Origin of the sequence: Bacteroides zhangwenhongii (assembly GCF_009193325.2) — a bacterium.
GTDB classification, from domain to species: domain Bacteria; phylum Bacteroidota; class Bacteroidia; order Bacteroidales; family Bacteroidaceae; genus Bacteroides; species Bacteroides zhangwenhongii.
The window spans coordinates 3,266,311-3,283,682 of the sequence record NZ_CP059856.1 but is presented as its reverse complement, the minus strand read 5'-3'; the positions used below and the strand labels follow the sequence as shown (position 1 = coordinate 3,283,682).

Here is a 17,372-nt window from a genome sequence, read left to right as displayed (position 1 = left end):
TTCTAATCAGAATAATAATGAGCAAAGAAGAAGCTATACAAGCAATGGAAGAGGGTAAGAAGATTACGCACCGTTTCTTTTCCTCTGACGAATGGATGACTATCGAAAACGGATTTCTTCTTTTAGAGGATGGTGTCCATATCTCTTTGGAAGATTTCTTTAATTTTCGCAGTGATAGTCTTTGGGATAATGGATATGAATTGTATAACCCGTCATAATAAATCAAAACTTTAGGCAAATGAGAACCCCAATCACATATTACGGTGGCAAGCAGCAGCTGGCCGATAAAATTATTTCCATGATGCCGGCACACAAAATTTATTGTGAACCGTTTTTCGGTGGCGGTGCTGTTTTTTTTGCTAAACCTAAGAGTTATCTTGAGGTTATAAATGACAAGAACGACCGCCTTATCACTTTTTACCGACAGGTAGCCGAAAACTTTGATGAGTTGCGCTGCCTGGTAGAGAATACCCTTCATTCAGAAACAGAGTATCTGAAAGCAAAAGATTTCTATAACGGTCGAGTTCCGGCCGGAGATTTAGAATTAGCTTGGTCGGTGTGGATGATAACCAACGGTTCCTTTTCTGGAAGTATGCACGGTGGATGGAAATGGTGTAATGGTTCGGCAGGAAGCCATACAGGTATATTTATGAGGAACAAACGCACAGAGTTTAACGATATCCTTCGTTCACGCCTGGCCGAAGTACAGATTTCCTGTCGGGATGCATTGGAGGTCATAAAGCAAAGAGATACACCGGAAACATTCTTCTACCTAGACCCACCATACCCTGGGTGTACTCAAGGTCATTACCGTGGATATACTCACGAAGAATTGTACCAACTGCTCACCGTCCTACAGGGAATAAAAGGAAAGTTCATCTTATCTAACTTCTGGTGCCAAACACTTCGATACTTCGTAGCTGTCAATAAGTGGCATGTAGAAAAGATAGATATGCCCCTCAAAGTCGCCAATCTAACCAAGACGAAACGTAAAACAGAAATTTTAATAAGTAATTACGAGCTAAACCCAACGCTGTTTTAGCGTAAAACAATAATGAAGCCGTGCGGAACAAATAGAATATTGAATAAATATGATTTTAAAACCAGAAACTATAATAGAATGCAACGCTTGCCATATATGTGATGGAGAGTTATATGAAGGATGGAGAGTTGGATGTGCTGATCTCGTTTTTAGGAACGGTGCAGAAGAAGCTTTGAAAGTTAAAGAGGAAGAAGTGAGAAAAAAAGCACTTCAATCTTACTGTCTTGATTCCTGTTTGGTGCATGACGTAAACGATAGAGAGAAAATACTATCATGCTGCAACGAAGAATGTCCTCTTGTAGCTAAATTTATTAAAAATTTGGAGTAAAAAATTCAGAGAGGAATTTTATAATGATAGTACAAGAACTAATAAATAAGTTGATGCAAATTGAAGACAAATCAAAAGAAGTTCGACTATTAAGTGCCGATCACTCAAACGATGCAATAGGTGAAATATCCGTTGATGAGAATATTGTTTATTTGTTAGGAGAATAAAAATAAGTTCGCATGACTTAGTTTTCGATGCGAATAAATTCAAAATAAGAATAAATTTGAGTGAAGATGGGAAAGCAACAGAATCAGTCGATTATATATCTTATTTACTTATGCTTCGTGATGCATTTCTGAAAGTGAAGCCGAAAAGATAAAGTTTGACATCGTTGTATAAGGAGAGTGCCACTACAACCTGATAATTTATCCTGTTTGTAGCGGCACTCTCTTATTTATTCTCTGTTTTCCACAAATACCTCACAATCGCTTATTACCGTAGCGTCGTTAATGCTTTTACCCTAGTTTGAAGTGCCATTTCTCGGATTTTTTATTAAAAATGATGATAAAAATTGTGATTCTCAATTGTTTTCATGAACTTTGCAGTGGAAAACACGAATGTTATGAATATATTATTTAAAAACACCAAAGAAAATAAATGTTATGAAGAGTTTGTAGAAGACCCGTCCGACCGGAAAAAACTAAGGGCGTTCAATAAAATCTATGGACCCTCAATTGCTGGTGAATCCGTTAAATTACATAAAAGACTAAAACAATATGATACTGCGGCTAATTATAATAAAGTCTATGGATTAACAGCTAACAGAATAGAGATAAAAAATGGTGGAAAAGATAAAGACCCCTTTATATTAAAAGTGCGAGTAACAGGGGCTTTTAGAAAATTCTTTTATCATATTGTAACTACTGAAAGTTTGGAATTTTTAAAAAAGAAAGATTGGAAAGGTGCCTTTGAAGAGGTTTCATATATTTATGTAATTGAAATTAATAATCACGATTATAATATCAAATAAACTATGGCAACAAAGAATCAAATATGCAAAGTAGGTGTACAAAACTCTTTGTCTATGTTTAACACCGTTGGCCAAGAGTTACAAAGTATTTTCTTAGCTAATGAAATTAACGATGCTGAGAAGCAAATGGGGATTAAGAATCTTTCCCAAAAGGAGCGGCTGACTGATCGCCAGATAGACAAGGCATGTAGAATAACTGGTATGGGGAATGAACTTAAATCATTTTTGATAAATTTCCAAGAAGAATACCAAAAGGATAAATCTCAATGCATGCTCCGTTATAAAGCAGCTTGTAAAAATTTCACTCAATTGAAGAAAATTCTTCCATTGTTAAGGAATGAATTTAATAATGGGATTGATTTACTTGATGACATTCTTGACTATTTCAATGTTGATTCGGAAGAAGAAATATTTGCCGACTCAGAAAAGGTTGCTGTTTTTTTTAGAGAACAGAATAATACGGAAGTAGATCCTATAAATTTGAAGGCATGGCTAAGGCGTGGAGAATTAGACTTTCAACAAATGGATCTTCCCCGTTATGATGAAGATGCATTTTTTAAATGGATCGAATCTTATGAGTGGAAACAAGAAATCGAAAATGTGAACTATTTTATGGAATTGCCACAAAAATTAGCTCGCTATGGCGTGGCACTTATTTATGTGCCGTTTCTTCCTAAAACAGTCTATGGTTCAGTAAGATGGATAAATGGGCATCCGCTTATAGAAATATCTGATAGAAATAGAGATTTGGCAACATGTTGGTTTACTTTATTTCATGAATTTGGGCACGTTATAAAGCACAAAAATATAGAAGTATTGGAAGGCGAAATAAACGAGTCTAAATCTAAAAAAAATAAAAGAGAAACAGAAGCAAACAAGTTTGCTAATCACTATCTTTTTAATGGAGATGGTCTACGAAAAGAAGTGTTTCTGAATAAAAGAATGGGGAATTGTATGAATGCAAAGTATCTTTCTGATAAATATAATGTTAATAGCATATTGGTGTCTTATTGGTTATTGAAGGCACAATATCAACCTGAATTTCAGAGGAAGATACATATTGATTTTATTTCTGCCTATCAATAGTTATCATTGAATATGCAATAATCCTCGATAGACGAATTGTTTCGGGGATTATTATTCTCTAGCCTGTGTAAATTTTATTCCCCCGGTTCTCCCAAAAACACAACAATTGTCTTATGCTGCAACGGCGTCAACGCCCATTGCCTAGATACGGAATGCAGTTCTTTCAGTTTGGCGGTCAATTCAGGATTCAGTACAGACTAAAAATGAGTCGCTGCAAATCATGCAGCGACTCATTTTTTACATATATGAAGAATCATCAATCCCCCGGTTCTCCCAAAAACATCACTATTGCCTCATGCTGCAACGGTGTCAATGCCCTTTGCCTGGATACGAAGTGCAATTCCTCCAGTTTTGCGGTAAGTTCGGGATTCAGTACTATCCATCGGTGCAACTGTGACGTTGCGCTCCGTGGAGTGGAATTGGGGAAATATTGTTGAGCCAGGTCGCTCATATAAATGGCATTCATTTTCTATTCAATCGTTGTTTGAGATTTATAAAAAAACTACCTGTTAGTAAACGTTGGGCTACTAACAGGTAGTCGTTGTATTACTACGTAGTAACCGCATGGCTACTACGTAGTGGTTTTTACTCAGCCGGATCCGGAGCCTCTCCGTTTCCGCCATCATCCGGATTGACCGGTTCAGACGGTTCGGTAGGGTCATCCGCTACCACTTCTTTTTTACCGGTCACTTTCATGAAGCTCAGCGCTTCACTGCGTGTGGCTACTTTCACCATCTTGCCCGGCCGGAACTGGATATGCGCAGCCGTGATATTATTGGCTGTGAACTCCTTCTTGGTCTCCGTGCCTGTGCTGCACACCTGAATCTGGAAGGTTCCAAAGTTTTCCATCTTCACGATTTTACCGGCTGCCAGCTGCACCTTCATCTGGCGGATCAAGGCACGGAGTACGTTCAACACATCACCGTCGGTCAGGGAGGTGGCATAGGATATTTCTTCCGCCATCTCGTCCATGGTCACTTCCCCGTCGGCCTGCGCCTTGGCATAATACATTTTCTTAGCCGTGTCATCTCCCGGCTTTGTGCTCATCAGAGCAAGCGAATACTTTACACTCATCTTTTTTAATGAAGAATTAAGAATGAATACTGAAGAATCGGCCGCGGCGCCAATTCTTTGTTAACTCTGCCTTTCGCGAAAAGACGGTGCAAAAGTGGCTCAATCAAGCAATATCCTGTCGTTTCCCACGTATTTATAGTGCATTAATGGGGAAAACCGTGTATTTTTGTGTTATTCAAATACCCATTATTATGTCACGCGGAAGAAACAAGGAATTATTGTCACGCAGGGATGAAAAATTGCTCCGGCGTTATTACGAACTGACAGAGGTACAGAACCTCCGTTTCGATCGTGCCCTGACTTTGCTTTCTAAAGACGAGTTTTTCATCAGTGAGGCCCGTATCATGGCTATTATCCGTAAAAATTGTGACCGTTTGGGAGATGTTGTGATAAAACCGGTTCCCAAAGTACGGACGCCAAGACTTACAGCCCGTCAACTGGCATTGTTCAATACCGATGAATAAGGTATGACTATTCCGCCACCGACACTTCATATCTCATCTCATACACTTTGATTCCACCCGGAAGGCTGTAGTTCCTGCTTCTTTTCCGGATAAGAGGTCCGGCCGCCCCTTCAAGTCTTTTACAATGTAACAACTTGTTGAGTTCCGAAGCCATGTGTTGACGCCCAACGGCTTTCTCCTCCGTTCCGCTACCATATTGGGTGTCATCGTAACAGTCGATTCCCAAGCTGATAACGACCGTACATTTGCCACGCTGCATTCCGCCCGATAAACTTTCCCAGTCGGTCTGTTCGGCATTGATCAGTACACAGGGGAAAATAACCGGATAGGTATCTTCATCCGTTTGGAGTTGGCCATAGTCTTCGTCTATAGTGGACAATGCGGGCATATGAGCGGCAATGTACTGCTGGATGCTGTAAAATAGCTGTTCCATGATTCTTATTTATTTAGAATGTTAGTAATATTGGTTTCTATTAATTTTTCTATTTTCTGATTCAGTTCACGGCTTTCACCGATAAACTGGCGTTGGGGAATGGTAGCTTTTACATCGAGTTTTTCTTTTGTTGTCAGTGCAAGCCTTTTCCACTTCAATGCTTCTTCCGGAAGATTCTCTTCCATGGCTTTGCGTTTCTTTCCGCCGGCTTTCATCCTTTTGCTGATTCCGGCAGCCCGGTAGTATTGCGCCCATGCGAACCTCCTCATTTTCGGGGTCACTTGCGGATGCGTGGTTATTTGTCCTCCATTGTTGTGCAAAGCCGCGTATTCCACGTCGTTTGTCACGGTGACGCGGGAGTCTCCCGGAATGTACCTTATGGAGCTAAACAGATGGTTGCGTCCGGAAAGTAACGTACCGTATTTGGCAGAAGCTCTTTTTCCGCCTTTCTTCCGCCTCCAGGCTTCCTGCCAGGGATGGAGACCGCCGTCGACAAAACCACCCTGACGGAAATTTTCTTGAAAATGGTCTTTTGCCGTACAACCTACCAGGACGGGGAGCTTCCGGTGGCGAAAATCATTCAGTTCGGCAGCTTTTTGTTGAAGTCTCCTGCTAAATTCTTGAATATTCATGGTTTATTGAAGTTATAATTGTATTTTTGTATTCAAACATTTAATGATTATGGAAGCAAACAAAGCCGGAAGAATTGCTAGAATGCAACAGGCTGCCAATGATTATGCAAAGAGCAAACAGTATGAGCAAGCACTGTATGAAACAGATTGGAATGGATATTCCGTATATATTGCCGTCCTTCAAATTTCCACTTCGAATATGTGTGGCGGTTACCCCATGTATATTCTGGTTTCCGAGACTTCTGCCGCACGTTGGAGTACGCTCAAAGAGACAAATGAAATCCTTTCATCATTGTGACGATTCCCTGACGATTCCATTAATGATATCCTCATTTATAAGCATATTATCCACCCTATAGAGACGGATGCCATATTCAGTGCGAATCTTCGTCTTTAGAATTTTCCAATCTAGGATTTCTCCAGTTTGTGGATCATATATTCTCAAACCACCATTCTCAAACCGTTCGGCTGTAATGATGTGCCCTTCTATGCTTCTTCCTTTCCAGTTGAATGAAAGGTGATATCGTCCCGTTTCTTTAGTCAATTCGTCGAATTCTTTTTTCATTTCGGTAATGCTTTTTACTTTTTCTCTATGCAGGGTGGAATCCCAGTATTGACCGCCGGCTGTAAGTTTTTTAGGTCTTTCACCGGTTTTAGGGTCAATCCATGCCCACTCCGTCTTTGAAGACAACTGTTGTGGTATATTTCCCGAATCAGCTTTTATTCTTATTTGGGCTTCAACATTATACCCACGCCTGCGTAATTCGTTAGCAACAACACATGACTGGCAATTCTCCCGGTATCCTTCATCTTCTTTATAATGTGGATTGCCTTTCATTCCGTTTGCTTCTTCAAATGTCATCGGCTGGCCTTGTTCGAGTTTTAACTTCTCTTCCGTCCTATGTACATTTTCTATCCACTTCTGTTGTTCATGAACATCCAGTCCTGACGGTACATTACTTCCGATTGATTCATTCAATAATTTTTCTACCGCTTCTTTCGCTCCATCATACGCATGTCTGATATACGGATGCGACTTGTCAAAAAGCTCTCCAGTCTGTCCCGGATTTCCTTTCAGCCCGTCAGCTGGTTTCTCATCATCGGCACCTTCGGGAATACCATCCGTCGGTGTACAAGATTCATCCGTAGACGTCAATACACATTTGCAGTTCCATCTGTCACCCGGACGGTGTGATTTCCAAAACGGATGGTCAACGGGCAATATCGTTTCCCAAAATGTTTTGTGGTCCGCCCCCGGATGAATGCTGGTGGACGGCAGCCATTTCAGATTCGGAAGAATATCCTTTTCCCGTTCGAACCGTCTCCAGTCCGCTGCCTGATGGGCGCGGATGACAGCGGTGTCATATTCGGTTCTCAACCAATGTTCCATCTGGTGCGTGGCGATTGGTTGAACTTCTTCCGACCACTGTTCAAACGACTTTAGCTTGCCTTTGGAATCCAGCAGTTGCGCCGCCATGTCATTCTGTGCACGATGCACTTTGAAGGCGGAAAATACCGCGTTGTTATGTCTCAACTCCTGGTAGAAGTCATAGTCCGGGTCGGCAGGTTTACGTACTCCGAATCCTCTGTCAGTGGCTTCGTTGAGCGCTTTCCATGTTTCATTGAATAGATTTTCCTCAATGTCCGTCATTGGATGGAAGCTTTTGCTGTAGATGTTCTTCAGCGCCAGTTTCATTACTTCGTCATCAAATGAGAAACCGGATGACGCCTCATGCCCCGCCGCGTCCCGGTAAAGCTTGTTTATCACCACTCTAAAGGAGCCCCGTGGTTCTTTTCCTCCGGGGCTTTTACGAAAAAACCGTTCCACCAGTTTTTAAATCCGCCTTTCTTTTTAGCGGGTGATTGCTCGCCGGAAGGTTCATCCATTTGTGGGTAAAAGGGAGATGTCTGCAGGTGCTTTATGGCGTCTTTCTCATTCTCCGGACATTCCAATCCCAGCTCGTCGTACATCTGCTTCTTGCTGATTTCCAGTCCGAGGGCGTTGACCTGGGTGAAAAGATTCATCTTGGTGGTCGGGTCAATCATTTTAGGCTCCGAATAACAGAATTCACCGCCGGATGTGTCAATACCCAAATGCAGGAATATATCCGTCATTTCGTAATTGAGCAGATTCAGGATAAACTTCCGGTCACTTTGTGAAATACGTTCCTCTACTTTGCCATGTACCGTTCCAAGTGCCTGGGAACCTTTTGTCCCGGCCTCGGTGGTCAGTGTATTTCCCAAAAACAGTTTGCTTATTTCACTGTTGCAAGTGTCCACCAGAGTTTTATACAGGTCGGAGCTGCCTGTTTTGTTACCGCTTTCCACCAGCTCCATATTGCAGCCGTCGGGCAAGAACCATGACGATGCGGAACCCTGTGTAGCATCGTTTTCTTTCAACTGCTCCAAAGCGGATTCGTCTTCGGGATCATACGTGTATTTGCGCATCGGCATTCCGAATATTTCAGCGAATTGAGCCCAATCGGCTGTACTGTTACGTTTGTAAATGACCCATGGAGCGGCTTTAGCCAGTTCACCCAGTGAACGGGGTTCACCGATAAACAGCAGGTCATCAAATTCATCCCATGGAATGCCGGTTGTATCATGCTGTCGTTTAAGGATAAGTTTGCGTACCGGATCATAATGTTTGCGCGGAATAAAGATATAGTTCAGCCATCCGGTCCTTTTGTCCCGGTAGAATTGCACAAGCGTGTTGCCTTGCGGTATCGCGTCGAACGCGTCTTCCAGGAAATGCAGGAACCATGGCGAACGCAACTGCTCGTTTATTTTTTCGTCCGGTTTCCCGTTCCTCCGGAACTCGATGACGGAACAGAGTATGGCGCTTTTCCGCTTGTTGATGACACTGGAAAGATGCGGGTCCATCAGAATATCCTCATACAGGTCATATAACTTGGCCCGTTGTGGAAAATCAATGCTTTCAGCCGCCGTCAGCGCGTTTATGTAACTTCCTATATCAATGCCGAAACGTCTTGTCTGAGTCAGGATGATGGTTGAGGGACGCTGTTGTCCCGGCAGGGGAATATTTCCTCCGGCAGTTATGGTATTTCTTTTCATATCAATAGTGGTTTATGCGTTTTTGATTGCTGCGTAACTCATAAGATGATTTGCGTTCCACTTTTTCCAATTCCGGCACTCCGTCAACGGACATACCTTTTTTGACGGCTTTCAGCCATTCCACCGCCCGCTCATACCTGTCTTTGCGCAATTGTGTCAGCTTCTGTGGATTGTGGATGGAGAATATATGGTAGATGGCAATATCCAATGCCATCATCAATACCAGTTGGTTCCGTTCGCCACCGGTTGCGGCGAACAGCTTGTCACAGTCGTAGTGTCCGGAAAGATAGCCGCGCATTTCGGCAATGGCACGGTCCTCACAGATTTCAACGATGGCGTTGTCGTTACGGGTCAGCGCGTCCAGTATGTCACGATGAATACTGGCGTCATAGTCGGATAGTTCTATAAATTTGCTCATAATCTCTATAAATTTGCTTATAATCTGTATTTATTACTGCTTCGCCTGGTTGAGCGTGGTGTGGAATGTCCGGGTCTCAGAACACGCATTTTGCGGTCTATAATCCGGTTTGCCCCTTCTATGCAGTCCGGACCGTCGGCAGGGAACTTCAGGCGGAGAGTGAAGAGTTTGAACTGGTCGGTCAAACGCTGCATATGCGGGTTCTGCTGCTCGTCCTCGTTGAAAATGAGATTACCTTCCCGGTTCAGCGGTTCGAGGTTCGCCTCGATACGGGTTGCCTTATCCGTTTTCTTCTCCGTGTCCGGATTGATATTCAGTTCTACGTGCTTTTCCTTTTTCGCCTTTCGCACGAGCGGTTTGAAGACCTGCTGGAAAAAAGGGTCCTGCAGCTTGTTGTTCTCCATGAAGTTATAGAGAGTGGTCCGCCCGTCCACGTATTCATTGAGTGATATGTACCAGTCAATAAACTCCGCGTTCAGTCCCCGCTCAAGGAATCCCTTGATTACGTAGAGCTTCCCCTCTAGTTTGCCGCATAGCCAGCACGCTTTGGTTGAACTGTTTTTTGTCTTGTTCTCGCCCGGCGCAGGGTCACCGTAGACTACCAAAAATTTGAATTTCCTCAAAGAGGGGATTTTACCGTAGGTGATTTCCCTGAACACTTCCCCTTCGGAAATAGGGTTGTTGAAATATTCCTTCTGCACGGCAACGGTGCTGACTTTGGAAATAACCTGGTCTATCATTTCCTCCGTATTCTTTTGCGGCCATGTGCTTTTCCCGTTCTTATCACGGATGTTCACGATATCCCAATAGTCCGCAAGTTTTCCGGCACGGGTGATGCAGCAGTCCTTGGCAATGATGTTTCCGCAAAATATGATGGTGGTGGGAACGGCGGGGTCGCGTGTGAAGTAGAGCGCGTCTTCCCACCAGCGCCAGTTCTTGTCTACCGTATCCGGATTCCGGCACGCTTCGTCCGTATCGAAGTCATCCACCAGCAGGCAGTCCGGACGTACGGCTTCGTTACGACTACCGCGCGGGGCGTTTCCGGCACCCACCCCGATGAATGAAGCCCCATTCTTCAGAATGAAATTCGACTCCTTCCAATTGCCCGGATTCACCTGATTCCCGTAATAAGCCTTCAGGCGTCCGTTCTTCTCGAAAATCATTTTGTAAGGTTTGAGCAGACGTATGGCGGCTTCCTCCGTAGCGCTGGCCATGATAACGTTTTTCCTGCGTCCCGTCAGAACAAGGAACATTACGATAAACATGGTGACGGTACTCTTCGAAAGGCTTCGCGCCCATGAGAGCACTTCGTACCATTCGTCATTCGCCAGGCATCTCTTAATCGCTTTTTTCTGAAAGTCGGCAAACTCGGATTTTGCGTATGTGGGAAAGAAGAATTTTATCCATTCTATCGGATGCGCCTCCAGCCAGGTGCGGTGCTTCTCCATCTCCGCCCGGTTCAGGTTCTCCTCTACGGGGACATCCTTATAAATGTCCTCCTTGAAGTCTTCCCATTTTTGTAGCAGGTCTCTGTCTATCTGTTTCATAGGGAATCTTTTATAAACAGGTCCCACAATGTTGTAAACTCTTTGGCCTTGTTTATATCAACCGGGCGCAGCCAGTTGATAAAACGCATTCCCACGCTGATAGTATCGCCGATACCTACGTCTGTTTCCATTTTCTTGATGGCGGCCGCCAGTTTGCCTAGCGTGTCGGCTTCGGCGGTGGTGGCAAAGCGTTTGCCAGGTTCCCGCTCCATGATGACCTTATTGATTTCCGCTACCTGGCGGTGAAGGTTTGATATTTGTTCTTCACGTGTCAAGGTGACGCCCACCTTCCGTTCTTCCCACTTTTCCGCTTTAATCCATTTGGACAGTGTCTGGCGGCTGACGCCTACTTTTTCCGCAATCTCCTGCTGTGTCAGGTTGTCTTTCAGATAAAGGACTCCGGCATATTCCTTCTTCTGCGCAATGGTTAGTTCTGTAGCCATAAATCTTCCTTTTTATTGCAAAGTTCGTCAGATAAACACCTCTTTGCAAGGGGGGTAAAATACGAGGATATTATAAACTCATTTCATTGATTTATAAAGTTGTATCATGTTTTTGCCATATTGACACACCCCGTTTCTTCATTTACCTTTGCCAGAAAAAGAACGGAACCTGATGAGACGATTTTTTAATGTAATACCCGGAAAGGATGCCGCCTGCATCCTGCTTTATGGAGAAATAGGTGAATATGACCGTGTACGCAGCGGAGATATCGCCCGTGAGCTGATTGAAGCTGAATCCGTATCCAAGCGGATAGACGTACGTATCAACAGCATAGGCGGTGAGATATTTACCGGTATGGCCATCTTCAACGCTTTCCGTCAGAGTGCGGCGGATATCACCATTTATATTGACGGTGTGGCCGCTTCTATGGGAAGTGTGGTTGCCGCTTGCGGGAAACCCGTGAAAATGAGTCGTTATGCACGCCTGATGGTGCATAGCCCTTCGGGGGGCGCTTACGGAAATGCGGACGAGATGGAGAAAACTGCCGGGATGCTGAAAAGTCTCGAGGATACTCTTTGCGAAATCTATGCCTCCAGATGCAAAAAAACGAAAGATGAGATCCGTTCGGAATGGTTTGACGGAAAGGATCATTGGTTCACCGCGCGACAAGCGGTGGAACTCGGGCTGGTGGATGAGATATATGACGCCGATCCGGTACCGGAAGACAGTACTCCGGAGCAGATATATAAAATATTCAATAACCGGCTGGAGAACCAGTCACAATACAGCAATAAGATGAATTTGGAAGAATTTAAAAAACGTCCGTTGTTCAAAGACTGCGTGACGGAAGAAGATGTGCTCCGTAATGTTGCGCATCTGGAACAGGAAGCGGCCAAGGTTCCGGAACTCCAGGGCAAGGTGACCGCATTTGAGGAGAAAGAACGTACGGCCATTGAGGCGGAAGACAAGGCTCTTCTGGATGCTGCCGTAAAAGATGAACGGATTACTGAGGCGCAACGCCCCAAATATGCGGCTATCCTGAAAGCGGACCGTATCAATGGAATGGCTGTTCTGAAAGACTTGAAACCCAAACGCCTGGTAACCGATGTGCTTGAAGAACCTGACAAGGTGGGGGACGGCCCATGGAGCAATCGTATGCAGGAAATACGGGACTGCGCAAAACGCTAATGAGAATCTGATTACAAACTAATTACTAATACAATTAATTATGGCAATTACAGGATTAAACACCACCAATTATAGTGGTGAAGTGCTTGAAACGGCGTTGACGCTTGCCGCTACCAAAAATGAACTGGTAGGCCGTGGTTTGATTATGGTCATTCCGGGTGTCAGCAAGGCGATGTCAATTCCCCGTTTCAGAGGTAAGAAGATGCTCCAGAAACGAAAGGAAGACCCCCAGAAGTCGGACAGTAAGGGAGATATTGAATATAGTGAGAAAAAGCTGGCTCCAAAGGATATGATGGCGTTCGCCACGTTCAATCCACGTGCATTTGAATATATCTGGAAGCAGTACCAGCCTAAAGGTGACCTTGTATTCACCCAACTTCCACCGAACGTGCAACAGATTTTGCTGGGCGAGATTCTGAAACAGGTAGAACAGGAGTTAGGGTATCAGTATATCTGTGGAACCTATGAAGAGGGTAATGATGACGAAATGCTGATGGACGGTATCCTGACGCAGGCCGCGAAAGATGGTGATGTGGTAAAGGTGGCAACCAAGGGAACTACCATGTTGCAACGTCTGAAAGAATTACGTACCGCTATTCCGAGCACTTTGCGTAACAATACGAACCTGCGTATCCTGATGAGTGTGGAAGACTTTGACGAATACGATGATGAATTGACCAATCTTCCGAATAAAGGCAAAGATGCTACAGAGGTCAACGCACACCGCTACAAAGGTATTCCTATCGAAGATTTAGCACAATGGCCGCAAGGTCTGATAGTCGCTACTCTTTGTTCTTCGGGTACTGATGGTAATCTGTTCGCGGCTGTCAATCTTCAGGATGACGAAAATGTGATACAGATTGACAAGTGGGCGAATGCGAGCGAACTGTATTTCATCAAGATGTTGATGAAAGCCGATACGAATATCGGTTTCGGTGAGGAATTCATAGCGTTGGACTGGAGAGCGGACGGTGCTTTCAAACCAGCGGTTCAACAAGCTAGTGTGGAGCACATTGACGAAACGGACGGCAATTAACGACAACCAATATGGCAAAACTGAAACAACTGGTCATCCACTGCACCGCCACGCCCGAAGGTCGTGAGGTCACAGCCGCCGATATCAGGGCGTGGCACACGAACCCGACCTCCAAGGGTGGGCGCGGTTGGAAGCAGGTGGGATATACGGACCTTTTCCATCTGGACGGAACGGTAGAACGGCTGGTGGATAACAATGAGGACGGGAATGTCGATCCGTGGGAGATCACCAACGGGGCGTCCGGATACAATTCGGTCAGCCGCCACATCGTATATGCCGGAGGGGTGGCATCCGACGGAAGGACCGCCAAGGACACCCGTACTTTTGCGCAATTGAAAGCGATGGAGGCGTATGTGAAGGACTTTCACACCCGTTTTCCGGGAGTGAGGATCATCGGACATAATGAACTGGCCGCCAAAGCCTGTCCGTCGTTCGATGTGCGGGAATGGTTGAAACGGGTAGGTATTAATCAATAAGAATCCTAAAGGATGGTAACAACAGAAATCGTATTAGCTATTATAGCTTTGGTCTCCGCTCCCGTGAGCGGATGGCTTACGGCTAGACTTCTACGAAAAAAGTATGACGCCGAAGTTGAAAAGCTCCGCACCGAAGTGGAATCCGCCAGGACAAACACCCGGAGTAACGAGCTTGAAAACGTGAAAAAGGCAATGTCCATCCTGATGGAGGAAGTGGTGGAACCCCTTAAAAAAGAAATCAATGCGATCCGAAGAGAAATGGCGCGTTTGCGCAAGGCTGTCGAGAAAGTCAGCGTTTGTCCCCATTCTGCTGATTGTCCTGTGCGGCGTGAGCTGCAGGGCTCCGAAGAACGGGACCGGGCTTCTCCTTCCTAAACCGGTAGAGATACCCAAACTGGTGCCGGTGGCTGTTCCGCCTGATTCCGCATGGCTGCGTGCCTACTTGGCTTGCGACAGCAACAACCGGGTAATCATGCGCGCCTTTGAGGAGCGGAAAGGGAAAGGAATAAGCAGTACCTTGAGGATGGATGGCGGGATATTGGACTTTCATGTCGTTTTTCTGCATGATACCCTCTATATTCCCGGCAAAGATTCGTTGGTTTATGTGCCGGTCGATGTTCCCGGTCCACTAACCAACGGGCTTACGTGGTGGCAGGAGTTGTGGATAAGGCTGGGGAAACTGCTCGCTGCCGGAATAGGAACATTCGCAATTGCCCGGCTGGTTTTAAAACGGCTCAAATAACAATTAATCTCCACTCAAATGAAAGAAAAACAAGAGGAACAACCGGCGGTTGAGGAAGCGATCCTGCCGGATCCCGGCTTTCTGAAGCAATACCGGGAATGCTACCCCGGCATAAAACACTTCCATGTGACAGGTGACAACCTGGTATTTTTTGAAAGAGACTATGAACAGGCCGTATCCCATCAGCGATCGATCGGGAAAGGCGAATTAAAAACTTACTAATAAAAAGACTATGAGTTTACCGAATGTAAATATCGTGCTTGGCAACGGCAATATGGGCGCCGTTACCTTGTCGGATGACGGGATTTCCGGATTGATTCTGACAGGTACGGCCGTCGCGGGGAAACTGGAGTTGAACAGGGCGTATGTGCTGGGCTCCACGCTTGACCTGGTGAAGCTGGGCATTGACGAAAAAAACAACCCGTTCCTGTATAAGGAACTGATGGCCTACTATGCCGCCGCCGGAGAAGGTGCCGAACTCCATCTGCTGGTAGTAAGCGAGTCTACCACGCTGACGCAAATCTGCGCGAACGATGCGGCTTCTCCTCTGAAGAAGCTGGTGAATTCGGCGGCCGGGCGTATCCGCCTGGTGGGGATCAACCGCAATACCCCCGCCGAATATACCCCGACCAAAGAAAAAGGGCTGGACAAGGATGTCATTACCGCCATTGCCGCGGCGAACGTTGTAGCGGAGGGCTTTCTTGCCGCTATCGCCCCTTTCCGTATTCTTCTTCCCGCTATCGGGTGGGACGGTTCGACCGACGCTCTTTATCAGCCCCGTGAGGGCAGTTACAACCGTGTGGGCGTCGTGCTGGCTTCTGACGGGAAGTTCGGCGCCAGCAAGCTGTACAGCGCCGCTGTCGGTCAGGTGCTCGGACGTGCCGCGAGGATTTCCGTACACCAGAACATCGGACGTGTCCGGGACGGGGCTATCGCCACGGAGGGGTATCTGACAGATGGAAAGACTCCGGAAGAACACTTCAGCGAATGGAACCTGCTGAATGATGCCGGTTATATCTTCTACCGCACGTTTGTAAGCAAGAACGGGTATTATTTGAACGGTGATCCGGTGGCGGCTCCCACTACGGACGATTATTGTTACCTGTCTTCCGGGCGGGTTGTCGACAAGGCGATGGTAATTGCCTACAAGACCTATATTGATGAGATTCTGGACAATATCGTCATGGATCCGGACAAGGGGACGATTCCGTCCCATATCTGCAAGAGCTATGAAGCGAGTATTGAGCGTGCGGTAGGTATGAACATGTCGGGAGAAATCAGTTCGTTCACGGCGTATATCGATCCGGCTCAAAATATCCTGGGCTCCGGTAACCTGACAGTCAGTTGCGAGGTTGTTCCGATGGGGACATTGAGAAAAATAACGGTTAATTTATCACTTACTAATCCGGCTAATCAATAATTATGGGAACAGTTCTAGGATCGGTGTTCAACTCGAACGAGTACGCGTGGGTTGATATCAATGTTGTATTGCTCGGTCGTGAGGTCGTAGGGCTTCGCGGTATGGAATACAAGGTGAAACGGCAGAAAGAGGCGTTGTACGCGACAGGCAAGAAGGCCCGCGGTATCCAGAAAGGCAAGAAGGAATATGAGGGTACCATCACCCTGCTGCAGAGTGAGCTCATTGCCCTTGACCGTGCGGCGCAGGAAAAGGGATACGAGGACATTACGGACATAGACTTTGACGTAATCGTGTCCTATCTGCCTGAAAACGGGGTAATCACTACCGACAAGGTGGTGAACGTGTCCATCACGGAAATTCCGCGTGGAATGAAGGAAGGTGACTTGCAGATGGAAATCGCGTTGCCGTTCATCGCGTTGGATGTGGTGTCGAATATATTGTAAACTATTCATTCAGAAACAACAATGGAAACAAAAGAAGAAATGACAATCGAACAGAAAATTGCGAAATGGAAAGAGCAGTACGGTGACGTATATGAGGTTTCGGTGGACGGACGTACAGCCTATTTGAAGAAACCGACACGTAAGGCGTTGGGGGCTGCCGCCGTAATCGGCAAGGCTGATCCGATGAGGTATAACGAAATCCTGCTGGCTAACTGCTGGATAGAAGGTGACGAGGAAATCAAGAAGGATGACGCACTGTTTCTGGGCGTATCCGCGCAATTGGCTGAAATCATAGAGGTCAAGGAGGCGGAGATAAAAAAGCTTTAGCGGGCACACGGTTTGCGGATGAAAAGGGGCTGATGTGGCTGTTCAAGCCTGATGCCCTTATCCGGGCCGTGCTACATCTCAATCCGGAAGAATTGTCCGATGAAGAGTGGACGCATCAGGCGAGGATGGCGGAATGGACGATGGCGGTGTTGCGGGAAGGAAGGCTATGACGGCAGTCTACACGGGTGGATCCAGGATCCAAAGTCCTATGAAAACAGTATATACAA

At 45.7% G+C, this 17,372-nt stretch carries 25 protein-coding genes and 1 pseudogene; 17 read left to right on the top strand and 9 right to left on the bottom strand.

All coding sequences use genetic code 11. The features are described 5' to 3' along the window. The first annotated feature begins 17 nt into the window (after positions 1 to 17). The 6 genes from GD630_RS13230 (at position 18) to GD630_RS13205 (ending at position 3,426) form a co-directional block, all read left to right on the top strand. Positions 18 to 218, top strand: a complete 201-nt coding sequence (locus GD630_RS13230; protein ID WP_143869189.1) for a hypothetical protein — start codon at positions 18 to 20, stop codon at positions 216 to 218. Between the two features lie 20 nt (positions 219 to 238). Next, positions 239 to 1,042, top strand: a complete 804-nt coding sequence (locus GD630_RS13225; protein WP_143869187.1) for a DNA adenine methylase — start codon at positions 239 to 241, stop codon at positions 1,040 to 1,042. A 49-nt stretch (positions 1,043 to 1,091) separates the two neighbouring features. Further along, a complete protein-coding gene (locus GD630_RS13220) occupies positions 1,092 to 1,370 on the top strand; it encodes a hypothetical protein (RefSeq protein WP_143869185.1) in 279 nt (92 codons plus the stop codon). A gap of 23 nt (positions 1,371 to 1,393) precedes the next feature. Further along, on the top strand, positions 1,394 to 1,537 hold the full coding sequence (locus GD630_RS13215) for a hypothetical protein (protein WP_153260239.1): 144 nt from the start codon (positions 1,394 to 1,396) through the stop codon (positions 1,535 to 1,537). Positions 1,538 to 1,932: 395 nt separating this feature from the next. Continuing rightward, complete coding sequence (locus tag GD630_RS13210; protein WP_143869183.1) at positions 1,933 to 2,340, top strand: hypothetical protein; 408 nt, start codon at positions 1,933 to 1,935, stop codon at positions 2,338 to 2,340. A 3-nt stretch (positions 2,341 to 2,343) separates the two neighbouring features. Continuing rightward, a complete protein-coding gene (locus GD630_RS13205; protein ID WP_143869181.1) occupies positions 2,344 to 3,426 on the top strand; it encodes an ImmA/IrrE family metallo-endopeptidase in 1,083 nt (360 codons plus the stop codon). 256 nt (positions 3,427 to 3,682) lie between these two features. Here the strand turns inward: GD630_RS13205 and GD630_RS13195 are convergent, their stop codons facing one another. Further along, positions 3,683 to 3,892, bottom strand: a complete 210-nt coding sequence (locus GD630_RS13195) for a DUF4248 domain-containing protein (protein WP_143869179.1) — start codon at positions 3,890 to 3,892, stop codon at positions 3,683 to 3,685. A 119-nt stretch (positions 3,893 to 4,011) separates the two neighbouring features. Continuing rightward, positions 4,012 to 4,500 carry an HU family DNA-binding protein gene (locus GD630_RS13190; RefSeq protein ID WP_143869177.1) on the bottom strand — a complete coding sequence of 163 codons (489 nt, stop codon included), beginning with the start codon at positions 4,498 to 4,500 and terminating at the stop codon, positions 4,012 to 4,014. Positions 4,501 to 4,691: 191 nt separating this feature from the next. On the opposite strand from GD630_RS13190, the gene GD630_RS13185 reads away from it, so the two are divergent. After that, positions 4,692 to 4,964, top strand: coding sequence for a transposase (locus tag GD630_RS13185; RefSeq protein ID WP_143869174.1), 273 nt, complete (start codon positions 4,692 to 4,694; stop codon positions 4,962 to 4,964). A 7-nt stretch (positions 4,965 to 4,971) separates the two neighbouring features. On the opposite strand, the gene GD630_RS13180 is transcribed toward GD630_RS13185, so the two are convergent. Both GD630_RS13180 and GD630_RS13175 read right to left on the bottom strand, forming a co-directional pair. Then, positions 4,972 to 5,397, bottom strand: coding sequence for a hypothetical protein (locus GD630_RS13180; RefSeq protein WP_143869172.1), 426 nt, complete (start codon positions 5,395 to 5,397; stop codon positions 4,972 to 4,974). 5 nt (positions 5,398 to 5,402) lie between these two features. Next, the gene (locus GD630_RS13175) at positions 5,403 to 6,029 is read right to left on the bottom strand and encodes a phage virion morphogenesis protein (RefSeq protein WP_143869170.1); all 627 of its coding nucleotides are present in this window, start codon (positions 6,027 to 6,029) and stop codon (positions 5,403 to 5,405) included. Positions 6,030 to 6,078: 49 nt separating this feature from the next. On the opposite strand from GD630_RS13175, the gene GD630_RS13170 reads away from it, so the two are divergent. Next, complete coding sequence (locus tag GD630_RS13170; RefSeq protein ID WP_143869168.1) at positions 6,079 to 6,327, top strand: hypothetical protein; 249 nt, start codon at positions 6,079 to 6,081, stop codon at positions 6,325 to 6,327. Here the strand turns inward: GD630_RS13170 and GD630_RS13165 are convergent. From GD630_RS13165 to GD630_RS13145, 5 genes are all read right to left on the bottom strand, one after another. Further along, positions 6,319 to 7,725, bottom strand: coding sequence for a toxin glutamine deamidase domain-containing protein (locus GD630_RS13165; RefSeq protein WP_143869228.1), 1,407 nt, complete (start codon positions 7,723 to 7,725; stop codon positions 6,319 to 6,321). The two genes, GD630_RS13170 and GD630_RS13165, sit on opposite strands and share 9 nt — an antisense overlap. A 68-nt stretch (positions 7,726 to 7,793) precedes the next feature. Next, entirely contained in the window at positions 7,794 to 9,104 is a 1,311-nt protein-coding gene (locus GD630_RS13160; RefSeq protein WP_143869166.1) for a phage portal protein family protein, read from the bottom strand. Position 9,105: 1 nt separating this feature from the next. Continuing rightward, a complete protein-coding gene (locus GD630_RS13155) occupies positions 9,106 to 9,522 on the bottom strand; it encodes a phage protein Gp36 family protein (RefSeq protein ID WP_143869164.1) in 417 nt (138 codons plus the stop codon). A gap of 17 nt (positions 9,523 to 9,539) precedes the next feature. After that, a complete protein-coding gene (locus tag GD630_RS13150; RefSeq protein ID WP_143869162.1) occupies positions 9,540 to 11,069 on the bottom strand; it encodes a hypothetical protein in 1,530 nt (509 codons plus the stop codon). Then, positions 11,066 to 11,512 (bottom strand): helix-turn-helix domain-containing protein, encoded by a 447-nt coding sequence (locus GD630_RS13145; RefSeq protein WP_143869160.1) that lies wholly within the window; start codon positions 11,510 to 11,512, stop codon positions 11,066 to 11,068. The genes GD630_RS13150 and GD630_RS13145 overlap by 4 nt, the downstream gene beginning before the upstream one ends. Before the next feature lie 172 nt (positions 11,513 to 11,684). On the opposite strand from GD630_RS13145, the gene GD630_RS13140 reads away from it, so the two are divergent. The 9 genes and pseudogenes from GD630_RS13140 (at position 11,685) to GD630_RS13100 (ending at position 17,145) form a co-directional block, all read left to right on the top strand. Then, on the top strand, positions 11,685 to 12,701 hold the full coding sequence (locus GD630_RS13140; protein ID WP_143869158.1) for a head maturation protease, ClpP-related: 1,017 nt from the start codon (positions 11,685 to 11,687) through the stop codon (positions 12,699 to 12,701). Positions 12,702 to 12,741: 40 nt separating this feature from the next. Further along, positions 12,742 to 13,710, top strand: a pseudogene (locus GD630_RS13135) (hypothetical protein); the annotation flags it as partial. 38 nt (positions 13,711 to 13,748) lie between these two features. Next, positions 13,749 to 14,213: an N-acetylmuramoyl-L-alanine amidase gene (locus tag GD630_RS13130; protein WP_143869154.1), complete on the top strand. Its 465-nt coding sequence runs from the start codon at positions 13,749 to 13,751 to the stop codon at positions 14,211 to 14,213. A gap of 12 nt (positions 14,214 to 14,225) precedes the next feature. Continuing rightward, on the top strand, positions 14,226 to 14,588 hold the full coding sequence (locus tag GD630_RS13125; protein ID WP_238482912.1) for a hypothetical protein: 363 nt from the start codon (positions 14,226 to 14,228) through the stop codon (positions 14,586 to 14,588). After that, complete coding sequence (locus GD630_RS13120; RefSeq protein WP_182505614.1) at positions 14,542 to 14,955, top strand: hypothetical protein; 414 nt, start codon at positions 14,542 to 14,544, stop codon at positions 14,953 to 14,955. Before GD630_RS13125 ends, GD630_RS13120 begins: the two co-directional genes overlap by 47 nt. Before the next feature lie 18 nt (positions 14,956 to 14,973). Further along, entirely contained in the window at positions 14,974 to 15,177 is a 204-nt protein-coding gene (locus GD630_RS13115) for a hypothetical protein (RefSeq protein ID WP_143869150.1), read from the top strand. Positions 15,178 to 15,187: 10 nt separating this feature from the next. Beyond that, positions 15,188 to 16,375 carry a DUF2586 family protein gene (locus tag GD630_RS13110; protein ID WP_143869148.1) on the top strand — a complete coding sequence of 396 codons (1,188 nt, stop codon included), beginning with the start codon at positions 15,188 to 15,190 and terminating at the stop codon, positions 16,373 to 16,375. Between the two features lie 2 nt (positions 16,376 to 16,377). Continuing rightward, positions 16,378 to 16,818, top strand: coding sequence for a hypothetical protein (locus GD630_RS13105; RefSeq protein ID WP_143869146.1), 441 nt, complete (start codon positions 16,378 to 16,380; stop codon positions 16,816 to 16,818). Positions 16,819 to 16,839: 21 nt separating this feature from the next. Continuing rightward, entirely contained in the window at positions 16,840 to 17,145 is a 306-nt protein-coding gene (locus GD630_RS13100) for a hypothetical protein (protein ID WP_143869144.1), read from the top strand. Positions 17,146 to 17,372: the final 227 nt, after the last annotated feature.